At 44.8% G+C, this 17070-nt stretch carries 15 protein-coding genes and 2 pseudogenes; 3 read left to right on the top strand and 14 right to left on the bottom strand.

Annotated elements, in window-relative coordinates:
• Positions 1 to 2: 2 nt before the first annotated feature.
• Positions 3 to 710: a FadR/GntR family transcriptional regulator gene (locus tag NSQ94_RS17080; RefSeq protein ID WP_063387623.1), complete on the bottom strand. Its 708-nt coding sequence runs from the start codon at positions 708 to 710 to the stop codon at positions 3 to 5.
• A 459-nt stretch (positions 711 to 1169) separates the two neighbouring features.
• Between NSQ94_RS17080 and NSQ94_RS17075 the strand changes: the two genes are divergently transcribed.
• From NSQ94_RS17075 to NSQ94_RS17065, 3 genes and pseudogenes are all read left to right on the top strand, one after another.
• Positions 1170 to 2492: an MFS transporter gene (locus NSQ94_RS17075; protein ID WP_198318584.1), complete on the top strand. Its 1323-nt coding sequence runs from the start codon at positions 1170 to 1172 to the stop codon at positions 2490 to 2492.
• 155 nt (positions 2493 to 2647) lie between these two features.
• Positions 2648 to 2806, top strand: a pseudogene (locus NSQ94_RS17070) (IS5/IS1182 family transposase); the annotation flags it as partial.
• A 5-nt stretch (positions 2807 to 2811) separates the two neighbouring features.
• Positions 2812 to 2991, top strand: a pseudogene (locus NSQ94_RS17065) (aldehyde dehydrogenase family protein); the annotation flags it as partial.
• Between the two features lie 370 nt (positions 2992 to 3361).
• Here NSQ94_RS17065 and hypF read toward each other — a convergent pair.
• The 13 genes from hypF to NSQ94_RS17000 all read right to left on the bottom strand — a co-directional run bounded on the left by hypF (position 3362) and on the right by NSQ94_RS17000 (position 17045).
• Positions 3362 to 5623, bottom strand: a complete 2262-nt coding sequence (gene hypF / locus NSQ94_RS17060) for a carbamoyltransferase HypF (protein WP_339229730.1) — start codon at positions 5621 to 5623, stop codon at positions 3362 to 3364.
• Between the two features lie 259 nt (positions 5624 to 5882).
• A complete protein-coding gene (locus tag NSQ94_RS17055) occupies positions 5883 to 6137 on the bottom strand; it encodes a Uxx-star family glutaredoxin-like (seleno)protein (protein WP_063387619.1) in 255 nt (84 codons plus the stop codon).
• A gap of 52 nt (positions 6138 to 6189) precedes the next feature.
• The gene (gene hypE, locus NSQ94_RS17050; RefSeq protein WP_066248144.1) at positions 6190 to 7224 is read right to left on the bottom strand and encodes a hydrogenase expression/formation protein HypE; all 1035 of its coding nucleotides are present in this window, start codon (positions 7222 to 7224) and stop codon (positions 6190 to 6192) included.
• Between the two features lie 170 nt (positions 7225 to 7394).
• A complete protein-coding gene (gene hypD, locus NSQ94_RS17045) occupies positions 7395 to 8516 on the bottom strand; it encodes a hydrogenase formation protein HypD (RefSeq protein ID WP_242009337.1) in 1122 nt (373 codons plus the stop codon).
• 131 nt (positions 8517 to 8647) lie between these two features.
• Positions 8648 to 8929 carry a HypC/HybG/HupF family hydrogenase formation chaperone gene (locus NSQ94_RS17040; RefSeq protein ID WP_063387617.1) on the bottom strand — a complete coding sequence of 94 codons (282 nt, stop codon included), beginning with the start codon at positions 8927 to 8929 and terminating at the stop codon, positions 8648 to 8650.
• Positions 8930 to 9056: 127 nt separating this feature from the next.
• Complete coding sequence (locus NSQ94_RS17035) at positions 9057 to 10157, bottom strand: NHL repeat-containing protein (RefSeq protein WP_063387616.1); 1101 nt, start codon at positions 10155 to 10157, stop codon at positions 9057 to 9059.
• Complete coding sequence (locus NSQ94_RS17030; RefSeq protein ID WP_066248146.1) at positions 10139 to 10990, bottom strand: NifU family protein; 852 nt, start codon at positions 10988 to 10990, stop codon at positions 10139 to 10141. The genes NSQ94_RS17035 and NSQ94_RS17030 overlap by 19 nt, the downstream gene beginning before the upstream one ends.
• Before the next feature lie 2 nt (positions 10991 to 10992).
• Entirely contained in the window at positions 10993 to 11370 is a 378-nt protein-coding gene (locus tag NSQ94_RS17025) for a hypothetical protein (RefSeq protein WP_066248148.1), read from the bottom strand.
• Positions 11371 to 11396: 26 nt separating this feature from the next.
• Positions 11397 to 12620: a tetratricopeptide repeat protein gene (locus tag NSQ94_RS17020; RefSeq protein ID WP_240326800.1), complete on the bottom strand. Its 1224-nt coding sequence runs from the start codon at positions 12618 to 12620 to the stop codon at positions 11397 to 11399.
• A gap of 213 nt (positions 12621 to 12833) precedes the next feature.
• On the bottom strand, positions 12834 to 13136 hold the full coding sequence (locus NSQ94_RS17015; RefSeq protein WP_063387613.1) for a hypothetical protein: 303 nt from the start codon (positions 13134 to 13136) through the stop codon (positions 12834 to 12836).
• Positions 13126 to 13596 (bottom strand): hydrogenase maturation protease, encoded by a 471-nt coding sequence (locus NSQ94_RS17010; protein ID WP_063387612.1) that lies wholly within the window; start codon positions 13594 to 13596, stop codon positions 13126 to 13128. Before NSQ94_RS17010 ends, NSQ94_RS17015 begins: the two co-directional genes overlap by 11 nt.
• A gap of 150 nt (positions 13597 to 13746) precedes the next feature.
• Positions 13747 to 15381 carry a nickel-dependent hydrogenase large subunit gene (locus NSQ94_RS17005; protein ID WP_339229727.1) on the bottom strand — a complete coding sequence of 545 codons (1635 nt, stop codon included), beginning with the start codon at positions 15379 to 15381 and terminating at the stop codon, positions 13747 to 13749.
• Between the two features lie 503 nt (positions 15382 to 15884).
• Positions 15885 to 17045, bottom strand: a complete 1161-nt coding sequence (locus tag NSQ94_RS17000) for a hydrogenase (RefSeq protein WP_242009338.1) — start codon at positions 17043 to 17045, stop codon at positions 15885 to 15887.
• Positions 17046 to 17070: the final 25 nt, after the last annotated feature.

Raw genomic sequence — 17070 nt, 5'->3', positions numbered from 1 at the left:
TTCTATATCGTATAATCTCTTAAAAGCAGACTTAATTTTTTCTCAGCATTTTTTAAATGGATGAGACATTGGATTTTGGCGAGGTCCGGTTCTTCTGCTTCGATTGCTTGTAAAATATTGTAATGTTCTTGATATACAGCTTTTCGTTTTTGTTTTAACTCCACGTTAGGTCGCAACGTAATCTTTAATGTTTTTTCATAAAGAGAGGATAGATTTTCAAGTGTTTGAATTAAAACTGGATTATGTGTAGCCAAAATAATCGAACGATGGAATTCGATATCGGCCTCTGTTGAAATGTCTCCTTCTTCTAAAGATTCATTTTCCATTGTTTTTAAAATTCGTTTCATTTGCTCTAGCTGTTCAGGTGTACGTCGGAGTGCTGCTAAATATGCTGCTTCCGGCTCCAAAATTTTTCTCATTTCAAATAAATATTTAATGCTGTCCACATCATCGCTCTCAATTCGAATACGCTGTAATAATGATGAATTTGTTGATTCTTCTACATAACTCCCGCCGCCTTGACGCGAGGAAATGACACCTGCTGCACGCAGCATACTTAAAGCCTCGCGAATAGGTACTCTACTTACACCGAATTGAGCAGCCAACTCCATTTCTGTCGGCAGCTTAGAGCCTGGTGGAAATTTTCCGATTTCAATTTGTTTCAATAATTCACGAGATATCATTTGCGAAACTTTTTCTTTTTTGGCCATGACTCCCTCTCCTTTCGTAGTTCTAAAATAGGGAATGGACGAAAATTGTATAACAAATTTATTGATTTATATAACAAATTTATAATAATTTTTCAGTAATTTTTTTGAATTTTTAATTTACAACACACTATTTTATGATTATAATAATCAAAAAAAATAAAAAACACAAGATATACAGTGAAATTTGTATTACTAATTTGTATTACAAATAACAAGTTGTTAGAACATGTTATTTACATTAGGATCCAATACAAAATAGGGACCCTTTATTCTAGTCTGAAAATGTAAACACTTACATTTTATAAGATTTTTTGGCCTTCAGCCTGTGCACTTTAAGGTGTGTTGATTCCTAATTGTAAATAAAGTGAAGTAATTTCGTTTCAATAATTTTCGGAACATTTACTTCATTCAATCTATACAGTTTTTTCTATATTCATTTTAAATTTAGGGGGAGTGGGTATGATGAATGACGCAGTATCTTTGGAAAAGCAAACAGTGCGAAAAGTAACAAGGAGGATTATTCCATTTGTATTTTTCCTTTATATTATTTCGTATTTGGACCGGGCTAACATTGGTTATGCCGCTTTGGAGATGAATGATGCCCTTGGTTTGACCAGCCAGGTTTTCGGTCTGGCAACTGGTATATTCTTTATCGGCTATTTTCTTTTTGAAGTACCAAGTAATATTTTGATGGAGAAGTTTGGCGCCCGTGTCTGGATTGCGCGAATCCTCATTACATGGGGAATTATATCGATGGCGACTGGGTTTGTACAGGAAGCAAGTCATCTTTACATTATTAGATTTTTGCTCGGTGTTGCAGAAGCTGGCTTTTTCCCGGGAATTGTTTTGTACTTAACATATTGGTTTAGGGCAAAAGATCACGCAAAAACCATTGCCATGTTAATGAGTGCGATTCCTGTATCATATATTATCGGTGCTCCACTTTCGACATGGATTATGGACAACATTCATTGGTTCAATGTTGAAGGCTGGCGCTGGATGTTTTTAATTGAAGGTGCTCCGGCTGTGATTTTTGGGATCGTGACCCTATTTTATTTAGCGGATAAACCAGAGGATGCAAAATGGCTCACCGAAGAAGAAAAGAATTGGCTAATTGCTGAATTGGAAAAGGAAAGAGTAAAAGAAGCAGATGGCAAAAAGGGTTCTGCAAAGCATAGCGGACATATAGAAGCTCTTCGTGATGCAAAAGTGTGGTACTTTGCCATTATTTATTTTGTTTATATTGCCGGTACTCTTGGTGTCAGTTACTGGATGCCGCAAATTATTGATGGAATGTCAGCGTCTTTATCTAATACACAAATTGGTCTAATTGCTACCATTCCTTATATTGTTGCTACTATTGCCATGAACTGGTGGTCAGTCCGCTCTGACCGCAAAGGAGAAAGATGGCTTCATGCTGCCTTGCCGCTCTTGGTAGGGGCAATAACATTGATAGGCGCTGGAGTAACACTCCAACCTGTATTGGGCATGTTATTCATCACTTTATCACTTACAGGCATGTATTGTTATAAAGGTCCTTTTTGGGCGCTGCCTACAACAATGCTTAATCCAGCACAAGCAGCTGTTGGGATAGCTGTAGTAAATTCGATTGGCAATCTTGGCGGTTTTATCGGTCCATATGCAGTAGGAGCATTGAAAGATTTGACGGGAGGAACAAGTGCCGGGTTGTATTTCTTAAGCGGCTTACTTGTGTTTGCTTTCTTTATGTTACTTGTCAAACGAGAAAAACCTAGAGCTGACATCCAAAAACAAGCAGTATAAGTGATGTCTGGCACTGCTCGAAGAGGAAAAGGACAAGGGAGAAAATTCCTTATCCTCAGGCTGTCGAGAAACTTCGACAGCCATTATTTTTATTTATAATCTTTATCAGTTTACCGTGTTAATTTATTATAATATTAGTTAGGAGGATAATAACCATGTGAACTACAAATAAAGAGAGTCAAAATGAATATAAATTTGTTGTATTGAGGAACTTGTACCGGAAGATCACCTTTTACGAAAAATAGATCAATACATATATCACTGAAAAGGTTAAGGATTTGTATTGCCCGGATAACGGAAGACCTTCTATTGAGTCTGTTCTCGGTCCGTTAGAGTTTCGGAAGCATTGGAATTTGGCATCGTCGGTTTGAACGATTCGATTCCTGCTGTCGCCCAAGCGCCATTTGGAGGCGTGAAAGAGAGCGGAATAGGCCGAGAAGGGGGACACCATGGAATAGACGAATATTTAGAAGTTAAGTATATTTCGATGGGTGTTTAAACGGTTCTAATGCAAAAGGAAGACAAATAGATAAGAAGCAGATTCATCCGTTTAGGGCAGCAGCCTGGACAGCTTTCCTGCACATTTTTGGCATAGCAGACCTTGATGAATCTGCTTTTTTATTCATTTTTACAAATTGGACGGAAAAGGAATTTTCCTTCTTTAAGTGCAGCCGCCGAAAGATGTCTTGTAAAAAATTTTTAATAGACGATGCGAAGAATGAAACATAAATTGATGTGGGGTCATACTTGGGCTTCCTCGAATTCGAGTCAGCGGTCTACAATACATTGAATTGGAAAAAATGAATGTACAACAATTAAAACATAGCAAGTGATAGACAAATATTTACAGCTTTTGAAGCAATAACGACTCATAAATTCGAATGCGCTGCAGCTGCAAGCGCTGCCTGCCCGAGACTAATGCCGCCGTCGTTAGGTGGAATTTCTTCACCGATCCAGATATGCATATCGCTTTCATAAAATAACTCTTTCAAATCAGCTAACAAAAGCGAATTTTGAAATACACCGCCGGACAACACAACAGTGTCAATTTCATAGGCCGCTCCTAAAGAACGAACACTTCTAAATATGCCTTCTGCGACGCTTCGATGAAATGCGCGAGCAATCACCGCTGCATCTTTTCCTTTTAGACGGTCTTCTGTCATTTCCTTTAAAAAAGGACGGTAGTCTAGCTCTTTTCCATTCCACGGGAAAGAATATACCTTCTCTAATGGAGCTGTACGTGCTAAATGCTCCAGCCAAATGGCTGCTTGTCCTTCAAATGAGATAGGACCGGTAAATCCTAAAAGGGCCGCTGCTGCATCAAACAAACGGCCGACGGACGTTGTTGGAAAGGTGCGCAATTGTTTCTCTACCATCTTCACTGCCGTGAAAAATCGTTCAGGAAACGAAAGCTGCTTGCCGACATTTATTGCCCATTTCGGATCATCCACAAAGAAACCAGCTAGCGCTTGAAGCGGCATGCGTGCCGCCGCATCTCCGCCGGGAAGCATGGCGTAACGAAGATGTCCGCGCCGTTTTAGACCTTCCGCAGCGCTTCCGACAAACAGCTCGCCGCCCCAGATCGCTCCATCGTCGCCAAAACCTGTTCCATCAAACGCCACTCCGATCACCCGTTTGTCCAATGCATTTCGCTCCGCCAGCACGGACGCCACATGAGCGCGGTGGTGCTGGATGCCAATATGTTGATAAGCTTCTAGATTGTGGGCAAAGGCGGTAGATTGGTAGTCGGGATGAAGATCGTACGCCACAATCGTTTCTTGCAATCGAACATCATACATCGACAAAAGATCATGGACCGTTTGCTCAAATGACATATATGCTTCGTATTTCATCAAATCTCCTAAATGCTGGCTCATGATCGCCTGTCCGTTGACCACTAATGTAATGGTATTTTTTAGGTCAGCTCCAACCGCAAGAACAGGCCGATCACTGGGCAATTGGGCAGCAGGAAGCGGCGCATACCCCCGCGCCCGCCGAAGTACAGTAGGGCCAAATGGGCTGACGCGAACGACGGAATCATCGACGCGGCGGGCAATAGGGCGCTCCCCAATAAGCCATGCGTCCGCAATGCCTTCAAGTGCCTTGATCGCTTCTTCATCATCATAGATGATCGGTTCACTGGAACGGTTAGCACTTGTCATTACAAGCACTTCTGGTGCGTCGAAATGAAACAGCAAATGATGAAGAGGGGTGTATGGAAGCATTACTCCTAAATCGGAATTATCAGGAGCTACTCCCGGCAGCAATCGGCGAGCCCGTGCCAACACGATGGGTCGGGCGGAAGATGTAAGGAAATTTTCTTCTTCCGCACATATATCGATAAACGCCCTTGCTGTCTCGAGATCTTTTACCATTAAGGCAAACGGCTTTTCCCCGCGTCGCTTCCGCCTTCTAAGCTCCCATATCGCTTCTTCGTTTTCAGCATCACACGCCAAAAGATAGCCGCCAAGCCCCTTGATCGCAACGATGCGCCCAGAACGAAGGAGCTCGGCCGTTTTTTTGATTGCTTTTTCATCACCATGTATTTCTCCATCCTGTCCCTGCACATGATAATGAGGACCGCAATCGGGGCAAGCAGTTGGCTGCGCATGAAACCGTCGATCCGCCGGATCATAATATTCCACTGAACAAGCCGGACACATAGACCACATATGCATTGTCGTATAAGGCCGGTCATACGGCAGCCGCTCAATGACCGTATATCGTGGACCGCAATCCGTGCAATTGATGTATGGATAAAGGAATCGGCGGTTAGCTGGATCAAACAATTCTGACAAGCATTTCGGACAAACCGCAAGATCAGCAGGAATTTGCACTGTCGGCCGATTATGGAGCGTGCTGGCCAAAATTTCGAAATCAGCTGCTTCTTGTAAAGGCGCATCTTTAATTTCCAAATTGGTTATTTTAGCTGAGGAAGGGTATCGATCTGTAATTTCTTGAACAAATTGTTGAATGGCATCTGCGTCCCCTTCCACATGAATCTCCACGCCGCTTTCTCCATTGCGCACCCATCCTCTGAGCTTCCACCGCTTTGCTTTACGAAAGGCAAAAGGACGAAAACCGACCCCTTGCACAACACCATATATTAGAATACGCTGCGCTATTTTCATGATGAATCACCTGCTTTCGTTATAAAACGGGAGATTTTCGAGCTTTCGAACAGATAAATAGAGCTCAGTGGACCGTCCGAACTTTGAATAAGAAAACATTATCCGTTGAACTTGCTCTGGCATTTAGCTTTGTTCTCGCATTCCGAACTGAAGGCGTATACATAACAGAACTTTTCATGCCGACATATTCCACTTTCCTAGAGATGTATCCGTTTATTTTGCACGTATCTTACCTAAAGAGAAGAGAGGGGGCGCCCGTTTAAGATAACGGCTTCTCCTCCTTTGCGGACGGCAATGCAACCATGCATCCGCGGCCGGAAACTCCTATTTGAATGACCTGCCCGTCTTCTACTAAGACTGGAACAGTACCTCCTCCCGTCAAAACAACAAGCTGCTTTAATGCCGCTTTGTCTTCTTCGACATCATACTCGACAAATTCTTTTCCGTCCCATAATAAACTTTCCCGCAATTCCTTCGTGTAAGGACATCCTTTCGCACCATAAAGCTCCAGCATTATTTCTCATCCTCCAAAGAGATGATTTATTATTAAGCATTTTCATGATTGATTAACAGATGCGAGGCAACGGATCGCCAATCAGCATATCGATCAAGCGTGTACCTCCATATTGAGAACGTGCTAAAACTGCTTTTTTTGGCTCTGCTTGTATTTCACCAATGCACTTCGCATTCTCCCCGCCCGGCATGCTTTTAAGTGTTTTTAATGCGATATCGGCATATTCAGGCGAAATGACGGCAAGAAACTGCCCTTCATTGGCAATATGAAGGGGATCCAATCCTAAAATTTCGCAGGCACCGCGCACTGCCGGGCGAACTGGAATTGCCTCTTCATCGAGTATAACAGCTACTTGAGCGTCTCTTGCCAATTCGTTTAATGCCGTAGCTACACCGCCTCGGGTTGGATCGCGCAGCCATCTAAGCCCCGGCGCCGCCGCCTCAATAAGTGCCGATACGAACGGCCAAACCGCCCGAGTATCGGAAGTAAGGTCAGCTTCTAAATCCAACTCCCCTCTAGCCAAGAGAACGGTAATCCCATGATCACCAATTGCACCAGACAAAATGACATGATCACCCGGTTGAACGTTTCTGGACGAAAGAGAAACGCGCGGATCGGTAAGGCCGATACCGGCTGTCGTGATGTACAGACCGTCCGCTTTTCCGTGCTCCACTACTTTCGTATCTCCCCCGACCACAGGCACTCCGACACGTTGAGCTGCCTTGGCGATAGCCGCCACCTCCCGTTCCAACTCCGACGTTGCCAATCCCGCTTCGATAATAAGTGTTGTCACCAAAGCCAACGGCTTTGCTCCCCCCATCGCCAAGTCGTTTATAGTCCCGTTGACGGCAAGTTCGCCGATAGATCCCCCTGGGAAGACGAGTGGATTGACAACAAAGCTGTCTGCAGTAAACGCCAATCGGCTCCCATTTGCCTCAACATATGCCGCATCATTTAATTCTGCTGGTTTGTCTCCCATCATATAGGGAACCAACAGTCCTTCGATCAGTCTTCTGCTTGCTTTCCCGCCAGCGCCATGAGCCAATTCGATATAAGAATCAGTAAAATTCACTTTGGCTGTCTTCATGCTTGTTCCTTCCTTTCTTCCTGATGCAACGATTAATTAAGAAGTTCAGTGAGAGTCTCCCAAATCATATAACGTCTGAAAGTAAGCTGATGAACCCTGCCACTGCCCGAATTCGAAACGCATTGTATTTCACCTAACAGGGAAAACCAATCTATATAATTTCCTCCTTTTTATTCACCCACTGCTTCTTGCAAATGAACGTAATGATAATAGGCGGCGCATGCCCCTTCTGACGACACCATAAGAGCTCCCACAGGATGTTCCGGAGTGCATTCTTTGCCAAACAGCTGGCATTGATGCGGTTTCAATATACCTTTTAATACTTGTCCGCAAGGCGCCATTTGCGGATCACTCACACGAGCTCCCTCGACTTGGAAACGAACTTCCGCATCCCACTTGGCGAATTCAGGCCGCAATTTGAGCGCAGACTGCTGAATAGCCCCAAGTCCCCTCCATTCAAAAAGAGAGCGGACTTCAAAAACTTCTTTCATTACATCAAGTGCAGACATATTTCCTTCGTAAGGAACGACGCGGCTATATTGATTTTCTACTTCAAACCGCCCCTCGCGCATTTGTTTTACAAGCATGAGGATCGATTGCAGTAAATCGAGCGGTTCAAAACCGGAGATAATTATCGGTTTTTGGTATTTTTTTGCGATGCTTTCATAAGGACGGGCGCCGATTACAGATGAAACATGACCAGGTCCGATAAACCCATCAATGCGCATATCCGGAGAATCCAATATTGCCTGCATTGCCGGTATAATTAGGACGTGATTGGAAAATACAGAGAAATTGGGCACATCCAATTCACGTGCGCGCATGAGCGTCAATGCTGTTGATGGGGCGGTAGTTTCAAAGCCAATCGCAAACAGCACAACTTGCCGGTCAGGATTCTTCATCGCTATGTTTAAAGCATCTAAAGGGGAGTACACCATACGTATATCAGCCCCTTTAGCTTTTAGTTCGAGAGGCGTTCCATGTTTCCCGGGAACGCGCATTACATCACCGAATGCGGTAAAAATGACGTCCTGCTGCTTGGCAATCGAAAGTCCATTGTCCATACGTCCCATTGGAAGAATACAGACAGGGCATCCCGGTCCATGGACAAGCTCAATGTTTTCAGGCAGCAGATTCTGCAATCCAAATCGAAAAATCGAAAAGGTATGTCCTCCGCAAACCTCCATAAAACGATAGTGATAATCTGGATCGACGTGGCGGTGGATTTCTTCCGATATTTTGCGGATTAATTCCGGATTGCGAAACTCGTCAACATATTTCATCGTCGTCATTAAACTGCACCTCCTAAAATTAGATCAACAACGACTGCCTGCATGCATATCGTCTTTTTCGGAACGGGTTATGATTGACCAATCATATGCCTTTTGTTGCCTTAAGTCTCCAGCGCTGTGTATTAACATGTTTAAACTTTTTCGTTATCAAATTGGTAACCTTGTACTTCCTCGATCGCTTCATCCGATTCATTTAACATGCTTAGCAAATTCAATTGTTCATTTGCTTGTTCTTCACTGATTTTGCTCATCGCAAATCCCACATGAATAAGCACCCAATCTCCAAGAAGGAGATGTTCATTTTTTAATAAGTCAATGTTAATTTTGCGGCGCACACCGCAGACATTCACCACAGCATAATGGCGGTCACCATCTAACATTTCTACAATTTGGCCTGGAATAGCTAAACACATGGATGAATCGCTCCCCCCGATTTGCAATAAATATGAAAATTTAGATATTTTATTGTCCGTAAAGAAAACTAGAAGTTCATTCGAACACTAAAACACTGAAACTTTTGTTAGAGATTCTTTAGAACAATCATGTAAATTCAAGGCGCCAAATGATGACGCGGTTATTTCCTGAATCAGCAATTGCCAGACGATTTTGATGACACCAAATCCCGTACGGCCAGCAAAGTGAATCCCTTGTTACGGCTTTCCAGCGATTTTCTCCCATTCCTTCGAAATCTGCTTGGCCAATAACATACGAAGCAGGATGATACGCTCCTTTTCGCGGCGACTCAGTAAAAAGAAGGATGCGGTTGTTTGCCGTGTCAGCCACCGCTAGCAAATTGTCGTATTGTGCGATCCCGTAAGGAAACCGGAAGCGCCGGGGTCCTTGCGGTACATGGGGAAGTTCAAATGACTGAGTAAAATCTTGTTGACCGAGAACTAACTCAGCTGGGCGGTCCGTCTCTGGAGGCGGCGTATAACCAAGAATGCGGTGATTGCCCGCATCGGCAACGTATAACGTATTTCCGTCGCCGGCAAGAGCGTGAGGCCAGCGATACGTATCCGTTCCTACGCCTTTTCCCCTATTCTCACTGTTTACATAACCATTCGGTTGACCAAGAATGACATCAGGAACACGCCCATCTTCCGGTAAACCTTTCCATCCCAAAACTCGGCGATTCCCCGTATCCGCTACGTAAAACCATTCATCAATGTATGCAAAATTATATGGCCAATAAAATCCAGTCGGACTAACTTTTCCTCCTCGATTCGGGGATGTCCCTGACAGATCCTCTTGTCCCAAGACATAATCGGGAGGCTGGTTATTTATTTTCGGCAATGTTTCCCAAATGAGCAGACGATGGTGCCAAGCATCTGCGACAAATAGCTTTCCTTCAATGACCGCAACGCCAGTTGGGAGATGAAACAGCTTTGGTCCTTCTGTTTCAAAATCAGGCTGACCTAACACGATGTCAGCTGGCGCATGATCATTTTCCGGCCAACTGTACCAAATGAGTACGCGATGGTTGCCGCTGTCGGCCGCCACTACAATATCATCGTCTACATACACTCCCCTTGGTGCATAAAGATGAATCCTGTTTGGATGGGCAGGGGGCAGCACAAGACCGCCTGGGGCCGGTCCCCCTAACCACCGTTCGGGATATGCGGTTAACTTAATCGTATCCATATTTTTTCATCCTCTACCCGAACTGGAAAGGGTTCTAGCTGCACGTGAGGTGCCGTCATGCATTCCCCGGTGGATAAATCAAAACGGAAGCCGTGCCATGGACAAGTAATAATAGAGTTGTCCACCAGTCCTCCGTCAAGAGACATCCCCATATGAGGGCATTGATTGCGAAATGCCATTACTTTTCCTTCTAAGCGAACCAGCAAAACATCGAGCTCCTCATGCGAAAAGCGAACAGGACTCCCTTCTTCCAGTTCCGAAGCGGATGGACCTTGCACCCATCCGTTTTGTTCTAAATTTCCAGTATCATTCATAGCGTGAAATGGCATGTAGCCGGAGGTCACTTCCTCTTCGACCATGACAACATGTTCAATTTCTGGAACGCGGGCTTTAATTGCTTCCTCAATCCCATTTTTCAACGTCATAGCGGATAGCGAGCAACCGGAACAAGCTCCTTGAAGGCGGACATAAACTGTATTTCCTTCCACTTTAACTAGCTCCACGCCACCTCCGTGGGAACGCATATAAGGACGCACTTCTTCTAACGCGGCGGCGGTACGGGTAAATAAATCTTGTTTAATGATTCCGTGCATCAAAAACATCGCATAAATAGAAGGGTCTTCTGCAGCTTTCAACAGCAATTCTTTTCCCGCCTCCGTTTCACGAAACGTGCGAACGAGTTTTCTAAGAGCATGTTCGTGAAAGGCTTCAATGGCTTTTTTCAATTCCATTGCTTTCATCCGAGCGTCTTCTGGCAGACCCTTTATCGAGTCCAGCACGCGATCCACCCGTCCAGCCAAAGCTTGAAAATCCTCTTCCTGCTGAACTTTCATGATCACTCACCTCCAAAAGCCAATGTTTGCTCCAGAGCTTCTTCGGTTTTCCGATATAATAAAGCGGCAAATGTTTGTTTGGCCATCTCCTGCAGCATTTCTTCAACCGTATTACGGTCAACAATGTTAATAAAATCATTGACGCGATGATTGGCTAAAGCCTGCAAAATGAGGCAAGAGCCCGCTGGATTATCAAGAAGGGCATCGCGAAAGAAAGCGTCCACAAATTCGTTCAGCCAAATTCCCTCACTTTGAGGATTTGCGCGAAGCCGTTCCAGAGCTTTTTGAGCTCCTTCATTGCGCTGGATGATACGTTCACAAAAGCGGTCAACCGCCATACCCAACAAAAGATTAAAATATTGCTGTTCGTGGGGATTCATGCAATCCTTCCTCTCTTTCGCACATTTTACTGTTCCATTTTTTCATTGACTGCTGCTTGCTTCCGCTTAAGGGCAATTTCCGCTAATACGTCTTCGATGGCACTCGCTGCCTCATGCTCTCCATATTTACGAAACAATTGACTGGCCTCTTCCAACCGAGGTACCGCTCGGGAAAACGCACCTAGATGTGCCAACGCATTCCCTTGATTAGCTAAAACGCGGGCATATGCTATTGGATCGTCTTTAGAGCGGCGTACTTCGAGCACATCTTCATAAAGAGCTACTGCTTCCCAAAGATTATCTTCAAGATGAGAGGATTTTACATGTTGCAGCGCATTGGCTAGATTGACCGTGGCGCTTGCCCAAAGCTCAGGGTGTTTATCTTTTTTAAAAATGCGTAAAGACTCTCTTAATGACTGGATCGCTGTCGCTGTGCGCAAATAGGCGCTGCGGTCTAAAGACGGAATGGCTAAATACGCTAAAGCAAGATTCATATGAACGGTAGCATACTCTTCTGGATAAGTGTCTTTCCGATATACTTTTAGTGCTTCATGATAACATCTGACTGCTTCTAGAAGAGAACCTTTCCGTCCATCCGCGCCAGTTTGATGTACTGTGCCTAATTGAAACCACAGTTCAGCCCTTGCTTCCTGAAAGGAAGACGTTTCTAAAAGAGAGAGGGCTTTCCGGTATCCTTCTACTGTCTCCTTCCCGCGATCACCAAGCATTTGTTTTGTCGCCGCATATTCCGCGTAAAGCCGAGCGGAAAAAACAGGTGACACGTTTTCTACTGTAGCGGCGGCTTCGGAAAGAAGCGAAAGCCCAGTCGGCCAATCCTTTTGTTGAAACGCGTCGTACGCTTGAGTCGCCAATAAAAACGCCCGTATTTCTCCTGACGCATCGCCAAGCGGTGGGGGAGTTTCAAACAGTTTCAGGCGCCACGCCGCTGCATCCAAAAGCAAGGAGAAATCGTCTGGGAGCACTTCTTTGGCTAAAGTGTATGTATATGTTTGTGGATCTAAAATAAATCGGTTATAAGCAGCTTCCGGTCCTTCCGGCAATAATGTTAGCACCTCGTCTTCGCTTTTTCCCTCAATCGCCGCAGCAAAAAAACGCCAGTTCTCCGGCCAACGATCAGGAAAATGTCCGCGGAGAAGAAGGGATATGAATTGATCTGCATTTGGAACAGGTGGTAGAAGAAAAAAACCTGCCGCTCCAGGAAAAACACCGATTGGCTGTGGCTGCAGCACTGTTATTCCCCCTTTTAAAAACTGTAATTGGAAAAACAACGAAACCTCTAAATAACTAAGATCGGCATGTTCTAACGTACTAACGATTATTGTGCAATTACTCACTCTCGTTTCATTTAGTATGGATATCATCTTATCGTCCTGTCGGCCAGGTCCAAAACTGTTTCTTCATCATGACCATTCAAGTCAAGGGATGAAGCGGCTTATATACTTTTACTTCTCCGACATCGCACAGGAACAAAAAAGTGGCATGCGAAGCGCTCCATATCGTTCATCCCATACAGCGTCACGAATTCCCGGCTGCACACCTTCAGGCAAAATTTCTTGGACAAACATGCTTCGATCTCCACGAGAATTGCGCAGTTTTAACAGCAATCCGCCCGCTCCCAAATGACTTACCGGCATCACCCACAGTTCTTCGTCACGTATTAAAACGATGGCTGTTCCTGTAGGAAACCGCACCGTTTCTTCGGCGGGAATATGAAGATAGCCAGTTGGTGTCAGTTCAAGCTTCACTTTTTTTCCCTCCTAAGCGCTGAAGCAGCTCATCCGCTAAACGATCTAAGGCATTGTCCACCGTTCGAGACAATCCAAATCCGTACGATATGTTTTCGGCTTCGATCAGGAAAACGGTCACTTTCTTCGGGAAGCGGCTTTTTAAAAGCCATCGGCCTAAGGCAATCGCATGATCCCAGCGGAAATCGTGAAGATTAACATCTTTTAGCGGAGGAGTTTCCACCTCTTCACCTGGAATTTCAAAAATCGTGCCCGGTTCATCTCCTGATTTACAGGCATCTACTAGAATCAGCTCCTCTGCATCCCCGATTTGAAAAGCTACATCCATGCCAGCAGTTCCGCCATCAGCCAAACGGACTCCCGGTGGGACCCCATGTTCCCACAATTTGCGGATCAACATGGGTCCCGCCCCATCATCACTTCGCAGCAAATTGCCACATCCAATAATCATAACGTTCATACAAAATTCCTCCTTCTGCAGGCGTACCGTTCCCATTACCATTCTTTGTCTGTTTTACTCGACTATTAGTTTTACAGTTGTATATGAAACGTCTGCTGATATGCTTGCACTGCAGAAAAACACGTCACTTAAAGTTGCATATTAGAGATATCAGCATATATTTATCACTTTATATTTGGCTAACTCTTTATGCGACTTGGCATCATAAGCATGAACGGTGCAAACAAGGCATGAATCATAGCTTTGGGCAATATGAGCCAATTCGACCGGATCTTCAGGATTCTTAATAGGTACGCCGATCATCGCTGTTTCGATAGGTCCGCGCTGACCGTGACGATCACGCGGTCCAATGTTCCATGCTGTCGGAGTGACGACTTGATAATTTTCAATTTTTCCATCTTTAATTTGAATCCAGTCAGCCAAAGCGCCGCGGGCTGCTTCTGTAGCTCCGAATCCGCGTCCTTCAGGCAATTCTTTCGGCTTGATGTAAAATTTTTCGTTTAAATCGATTTGCTTCAACCACTTCTTCATGCGCAAATAATATTTCGCGGCTTCGTGAAGGCGAGCCAACACACGCACCATCGAACTTGGCCCGATTTCTTTAATCAAGTTCAAAAAGAGAGGATCATAATCTTGCCACTCCTCAGCACCAGAGCGGCCAGCAATTACTTGGCGGGCCAACGGACCTACCTCCAGAGGAGTTTCTCCGATGCCTGGAATATCATACCGCGGTGCTTTAGCAAACGTATATTTTCCTTCTTTTTGCCCTTCGATCGGATCCACCGGATCGGTTACTCCTTCAAATGGGTGGTAAGAACCGCTGCCGCGATAGAAAGAATGGGTATGATCCTCGCGTATCCGTGCTTGATCAAAATCATGGAAATTTTCCCCATCAAATATTCCCGAACGGGAAACCAGCGCTGCGTTGCGTCCTTCAATCGTCGGATAGCGGTATTGCTGCGGGTTAAAAAAGCTTCCAGTGGCTAAATAGCGGCCCGGCCCCGCTCCGTATTTGTCCAATCCGATTTCCATGCTATAGCGAATGAATAAGCCAAGATCAGAATTGCGATGTTCCGGCTTCTCATCCAGCCATGCAAGAACATCGTCCCAAGTCTTGTTTTCCAGCCAGCGTTCAGCGGAACAACCAAGAAGAACTTTCTCCAGCCAGTTTTCCCGATAATATTCCAAAATCGAGATAGAGCGAGTAATATCGGACAATGTCGGCGAGCTGACAACGCCTCCCGGAACCATGAAGCTGGAATGCGGCCATTGTCCGCCAAGGATTGCGTAAATTTCCACCGGCTTAGCTGAAACAGTGACGCCAATCTCATAATGCTCTCCCTCAAAAGGAGCCCAACGGCGAACCACTTCATCGTACAGCTTAGAAGAAGCGTAATGTCGATGAGTTAAACCAATTGCGAACAAAGCATAAAACCAACGCGGAATGCTTTGAATCGTTTCCGCCGCTTGAGCAATATTGCGGATGAGCGTAGCATTCGGCGGTACTTCCGTCCCCCAAGCCGTATCGAGCGCATAAACTGCTTTCGTTAGATGGCTGCCGCCGCAAATGCCGCAGATCCGAGGAGTAACAATCAAACCGGCCTGCGGATCTTTTCCTTTTAAAATCATCTCGAAACCGCGGAACATCGTTGCTTCCGTCCAAGCATCTACAACAACGCCATCATCAATGGCTACTTTTACATCCAAATCTCCTTCTACACGACCGAGGGAATGTACTTTAATTTCCAGTTTGTTTGTTTTTACAATAGCCTCTTGCTTTTTCATGTTCTTTAGGCACCTCGTTTCTAAAATGGTTTCCATTAAAAGATATCTGAATCACAGTAAATGGAAATCGTCGATTTCAAACATACAAAATAACTTTCTTCATGCCTTTGTGTAGACGAGACGGTCACTTTTTCCGTTAAGCAACATCAACAAACGGCTTATTCGTGCTTCACCTATGTTCGGTTCCCACTAGATGCTGATGACAAAAGTCGTGATTTTCATTAATGATCATGATCATGGAACAAGCTTCACGTCTTTGTGTAGATAGTCACTTTTTCCGTTAAGTAAGATCACAAACGGTTTATTGGTGCTTCGCTCATATCCGGTTCCACTTCATCCTGATGACAAAAGTTGCGAATTTTGTTAATGATCACGGAACAAGCTTCACGTCTTTGTGGAGATGTCACTTTTTCCGTTAAGTAACATCACAAACGGTTTATTGGTGCTTCACTCATATCTGATTCCACTTCATCTTGATGACAAAAATCCGAATTTCGTTAATATCACGGAACAAACATATCTTCTTTCGCCCATTTCGGCGCCACAGCACGTGCCAATGCCGCATTCACAGAGTAGCTGAGCGGATCGGTGCCTTGTGGTACTTCTTTTGGAATTGAGCCGAGAACTTTTTGCGTTTTAAAAACTGTTCCAGGTGCTAGGTCAAAGAACGGGAACTGAGGCTCCGTACAGCCAATACAAGGCATTCCTGCCCGAGTTTTGGAAGATTGACGGTTCCAAAGAATGCGGTTGCATGGCGAATGAGTCATTGGACCTCGACAGCCTTGCTCATAAAAGAGACATCCTTTTCGCGTACCTTGTCCGAACTCTTCCACCGGCTCTTTCCACTCGAAATACTGCACACGCGTACAGCCCGTTTGGGTGAACGTTTTAAAGAACGTTTGCGGACGTTGAAGATCGTCTAAAACAACATCTTCCAAACGGCCAGTAGCAATGGCTACAAGAATTTGCGTCACCCAGTCGGGATGAGCCGGACAACCAGGAATGTTAATGACTGGGAGTCCACCTTTCGAACGGAACTGTGTACCAAGAAATCCCCCGCGTTCTTCTTTCATATATTGAAGACCAATCGATTCAGACGGATTCGGTTTTGTCGCCGGAATTCCACCCCAGCACGCACAATCACCGATTGCGACAACGTATTGCGCTTTATGGGCGAAATCCCAAATCCAGTTTTTTTTCGGACGGTCCATAAGCATATCATAGTGCCCTGTTCCGTCAGGTCCCTGAATAATTGTCCCTTCTACCACCAAGATATCCAGCGGGATTTCGTCATTGAGAATTTGCTCATAAAGGCGGCGAACTTGCTCACCGAACTCCATCGACAAAGAATGGTGATACAAAATGTTAATGCCAAAATCGGTTACTAAATCAATGATCGTTGGCTCTTCCGCATTTAAAAATGATTGAGTGTTTCCATTGCACGCACCGCCGTGCATCCAAAGGAGATTCACCATTTTCTCCACCTCCAAAAAGTTTTTGGCAAGATTTTTCAATTTCAATACCTTTGCGCAACGAAAGTCAGAAGGTTCTGATATTTTAAAATACATCTTCGTATAGACGCTCTCCTGTTTAGATGTCTCACTGGTGTTTGGCGACTTGTCGGCTTGATTCAAATCGTTTTCTATTTCAACCAAACGACTCAAAATCATAGTCTTTCGCAGCGTTCTA

Origin of the sequence: Aeribacillus sp. FSL K6-2833 (assembly GCF_037965815.1) — a bacterium.
GTDB classification, from domain to species: Bacteria; Bacillota; Bacilli; order Bacillales; family Aeribacillaceae; genus Aeribacillus; species Aeribacillus composti.
The sequence above is the reverse complement of the archived record's forward strand: the minus strand, read 5'-3'. Positions and strand labels throughout refer to the sequence as shown.

Coding starts and splice junctions, on each gene's coding strand:
- hypE (WP_066248144.1), bottom strand. CDS start 7,224: ATGAAGACAGCCAAAGTGAATTTTACTGATTCTTATATCGAATTGGCT.
- NSQ94_RS17005 (WP_339229727.1), bottom strand. CDS start 15,381: ATGAAAAAGCAAGAGGCTATTGTAAAAACAAACAAACTGGAAATTAAA.
- NSQ94_RS17010 (WP_063387612.1), bottom strand. CDS start 13,596: ATGAACGTTATGATTATTGGATGTGGCAATTTGCTGCGAAGTGATGAT.
- hypD (WP_242009337.1), bottom strand. CDS start 8,516: ATGACGACGATGAAATATGTTGACGAGTTTCGCAATCCGGAATTAATC.
- NSQ94_RS17040 (WP_063387617.1), bottom strand. CDS start 8,929: ATGTGTTTAGCTATTCCAGGCCAAATTGTAGAAATGTTAGATGGTGAC.
- NSQ94_RS17080 (WP_063387623.1), bottom strand. CDS start 710: ATGGCCAAAAAAGAAAAAGTTTCGCAAATGATATCTCGTGAATTATTG.
- NSQ94_RS17055 (WP_063387619.1), bottom strand. CDS start 6,137: ATGCTGGAGCTTTATGGTGCGAAAGGATGTCCTTACACGAAGGAATTG.
- NSQ94_RS17035 (WP_063387616.1), bottom strand. CDS start 10,157: ATGGATACGATTAAGTTAACCGCATATCCCGAACGGTGGTTAGGGGGA.
- hypF (WP_339229730.1), bottom strand. CDS start 5,623: ATGAAAATAGCGCAGCGTATTCTAATATATGGTGTTGTGCAAGGGGTC.
- NSQ94_RS17030 (WP_066248146.1), bottom strand. CDS start 10,990: ATGAAAGTTCAGCAGGAAGAGGATTTTCAAGCTTTGGCTGGACGGGTG.
- NSQ94_RS17075 (WP_198318584.1), top strand. CDS start 1,170: ATGATGAATGACGCAGTATCTTTGGAAAAGCAAACAGTGCGAAAAGTA.
- NSQ94_RS17025 (WP_066248148.1), bottom strand. CDS start 11,370: ATGAATCCCCACGAACAGCAATATTTTAATCTTTTGTTGGGTATGGCG.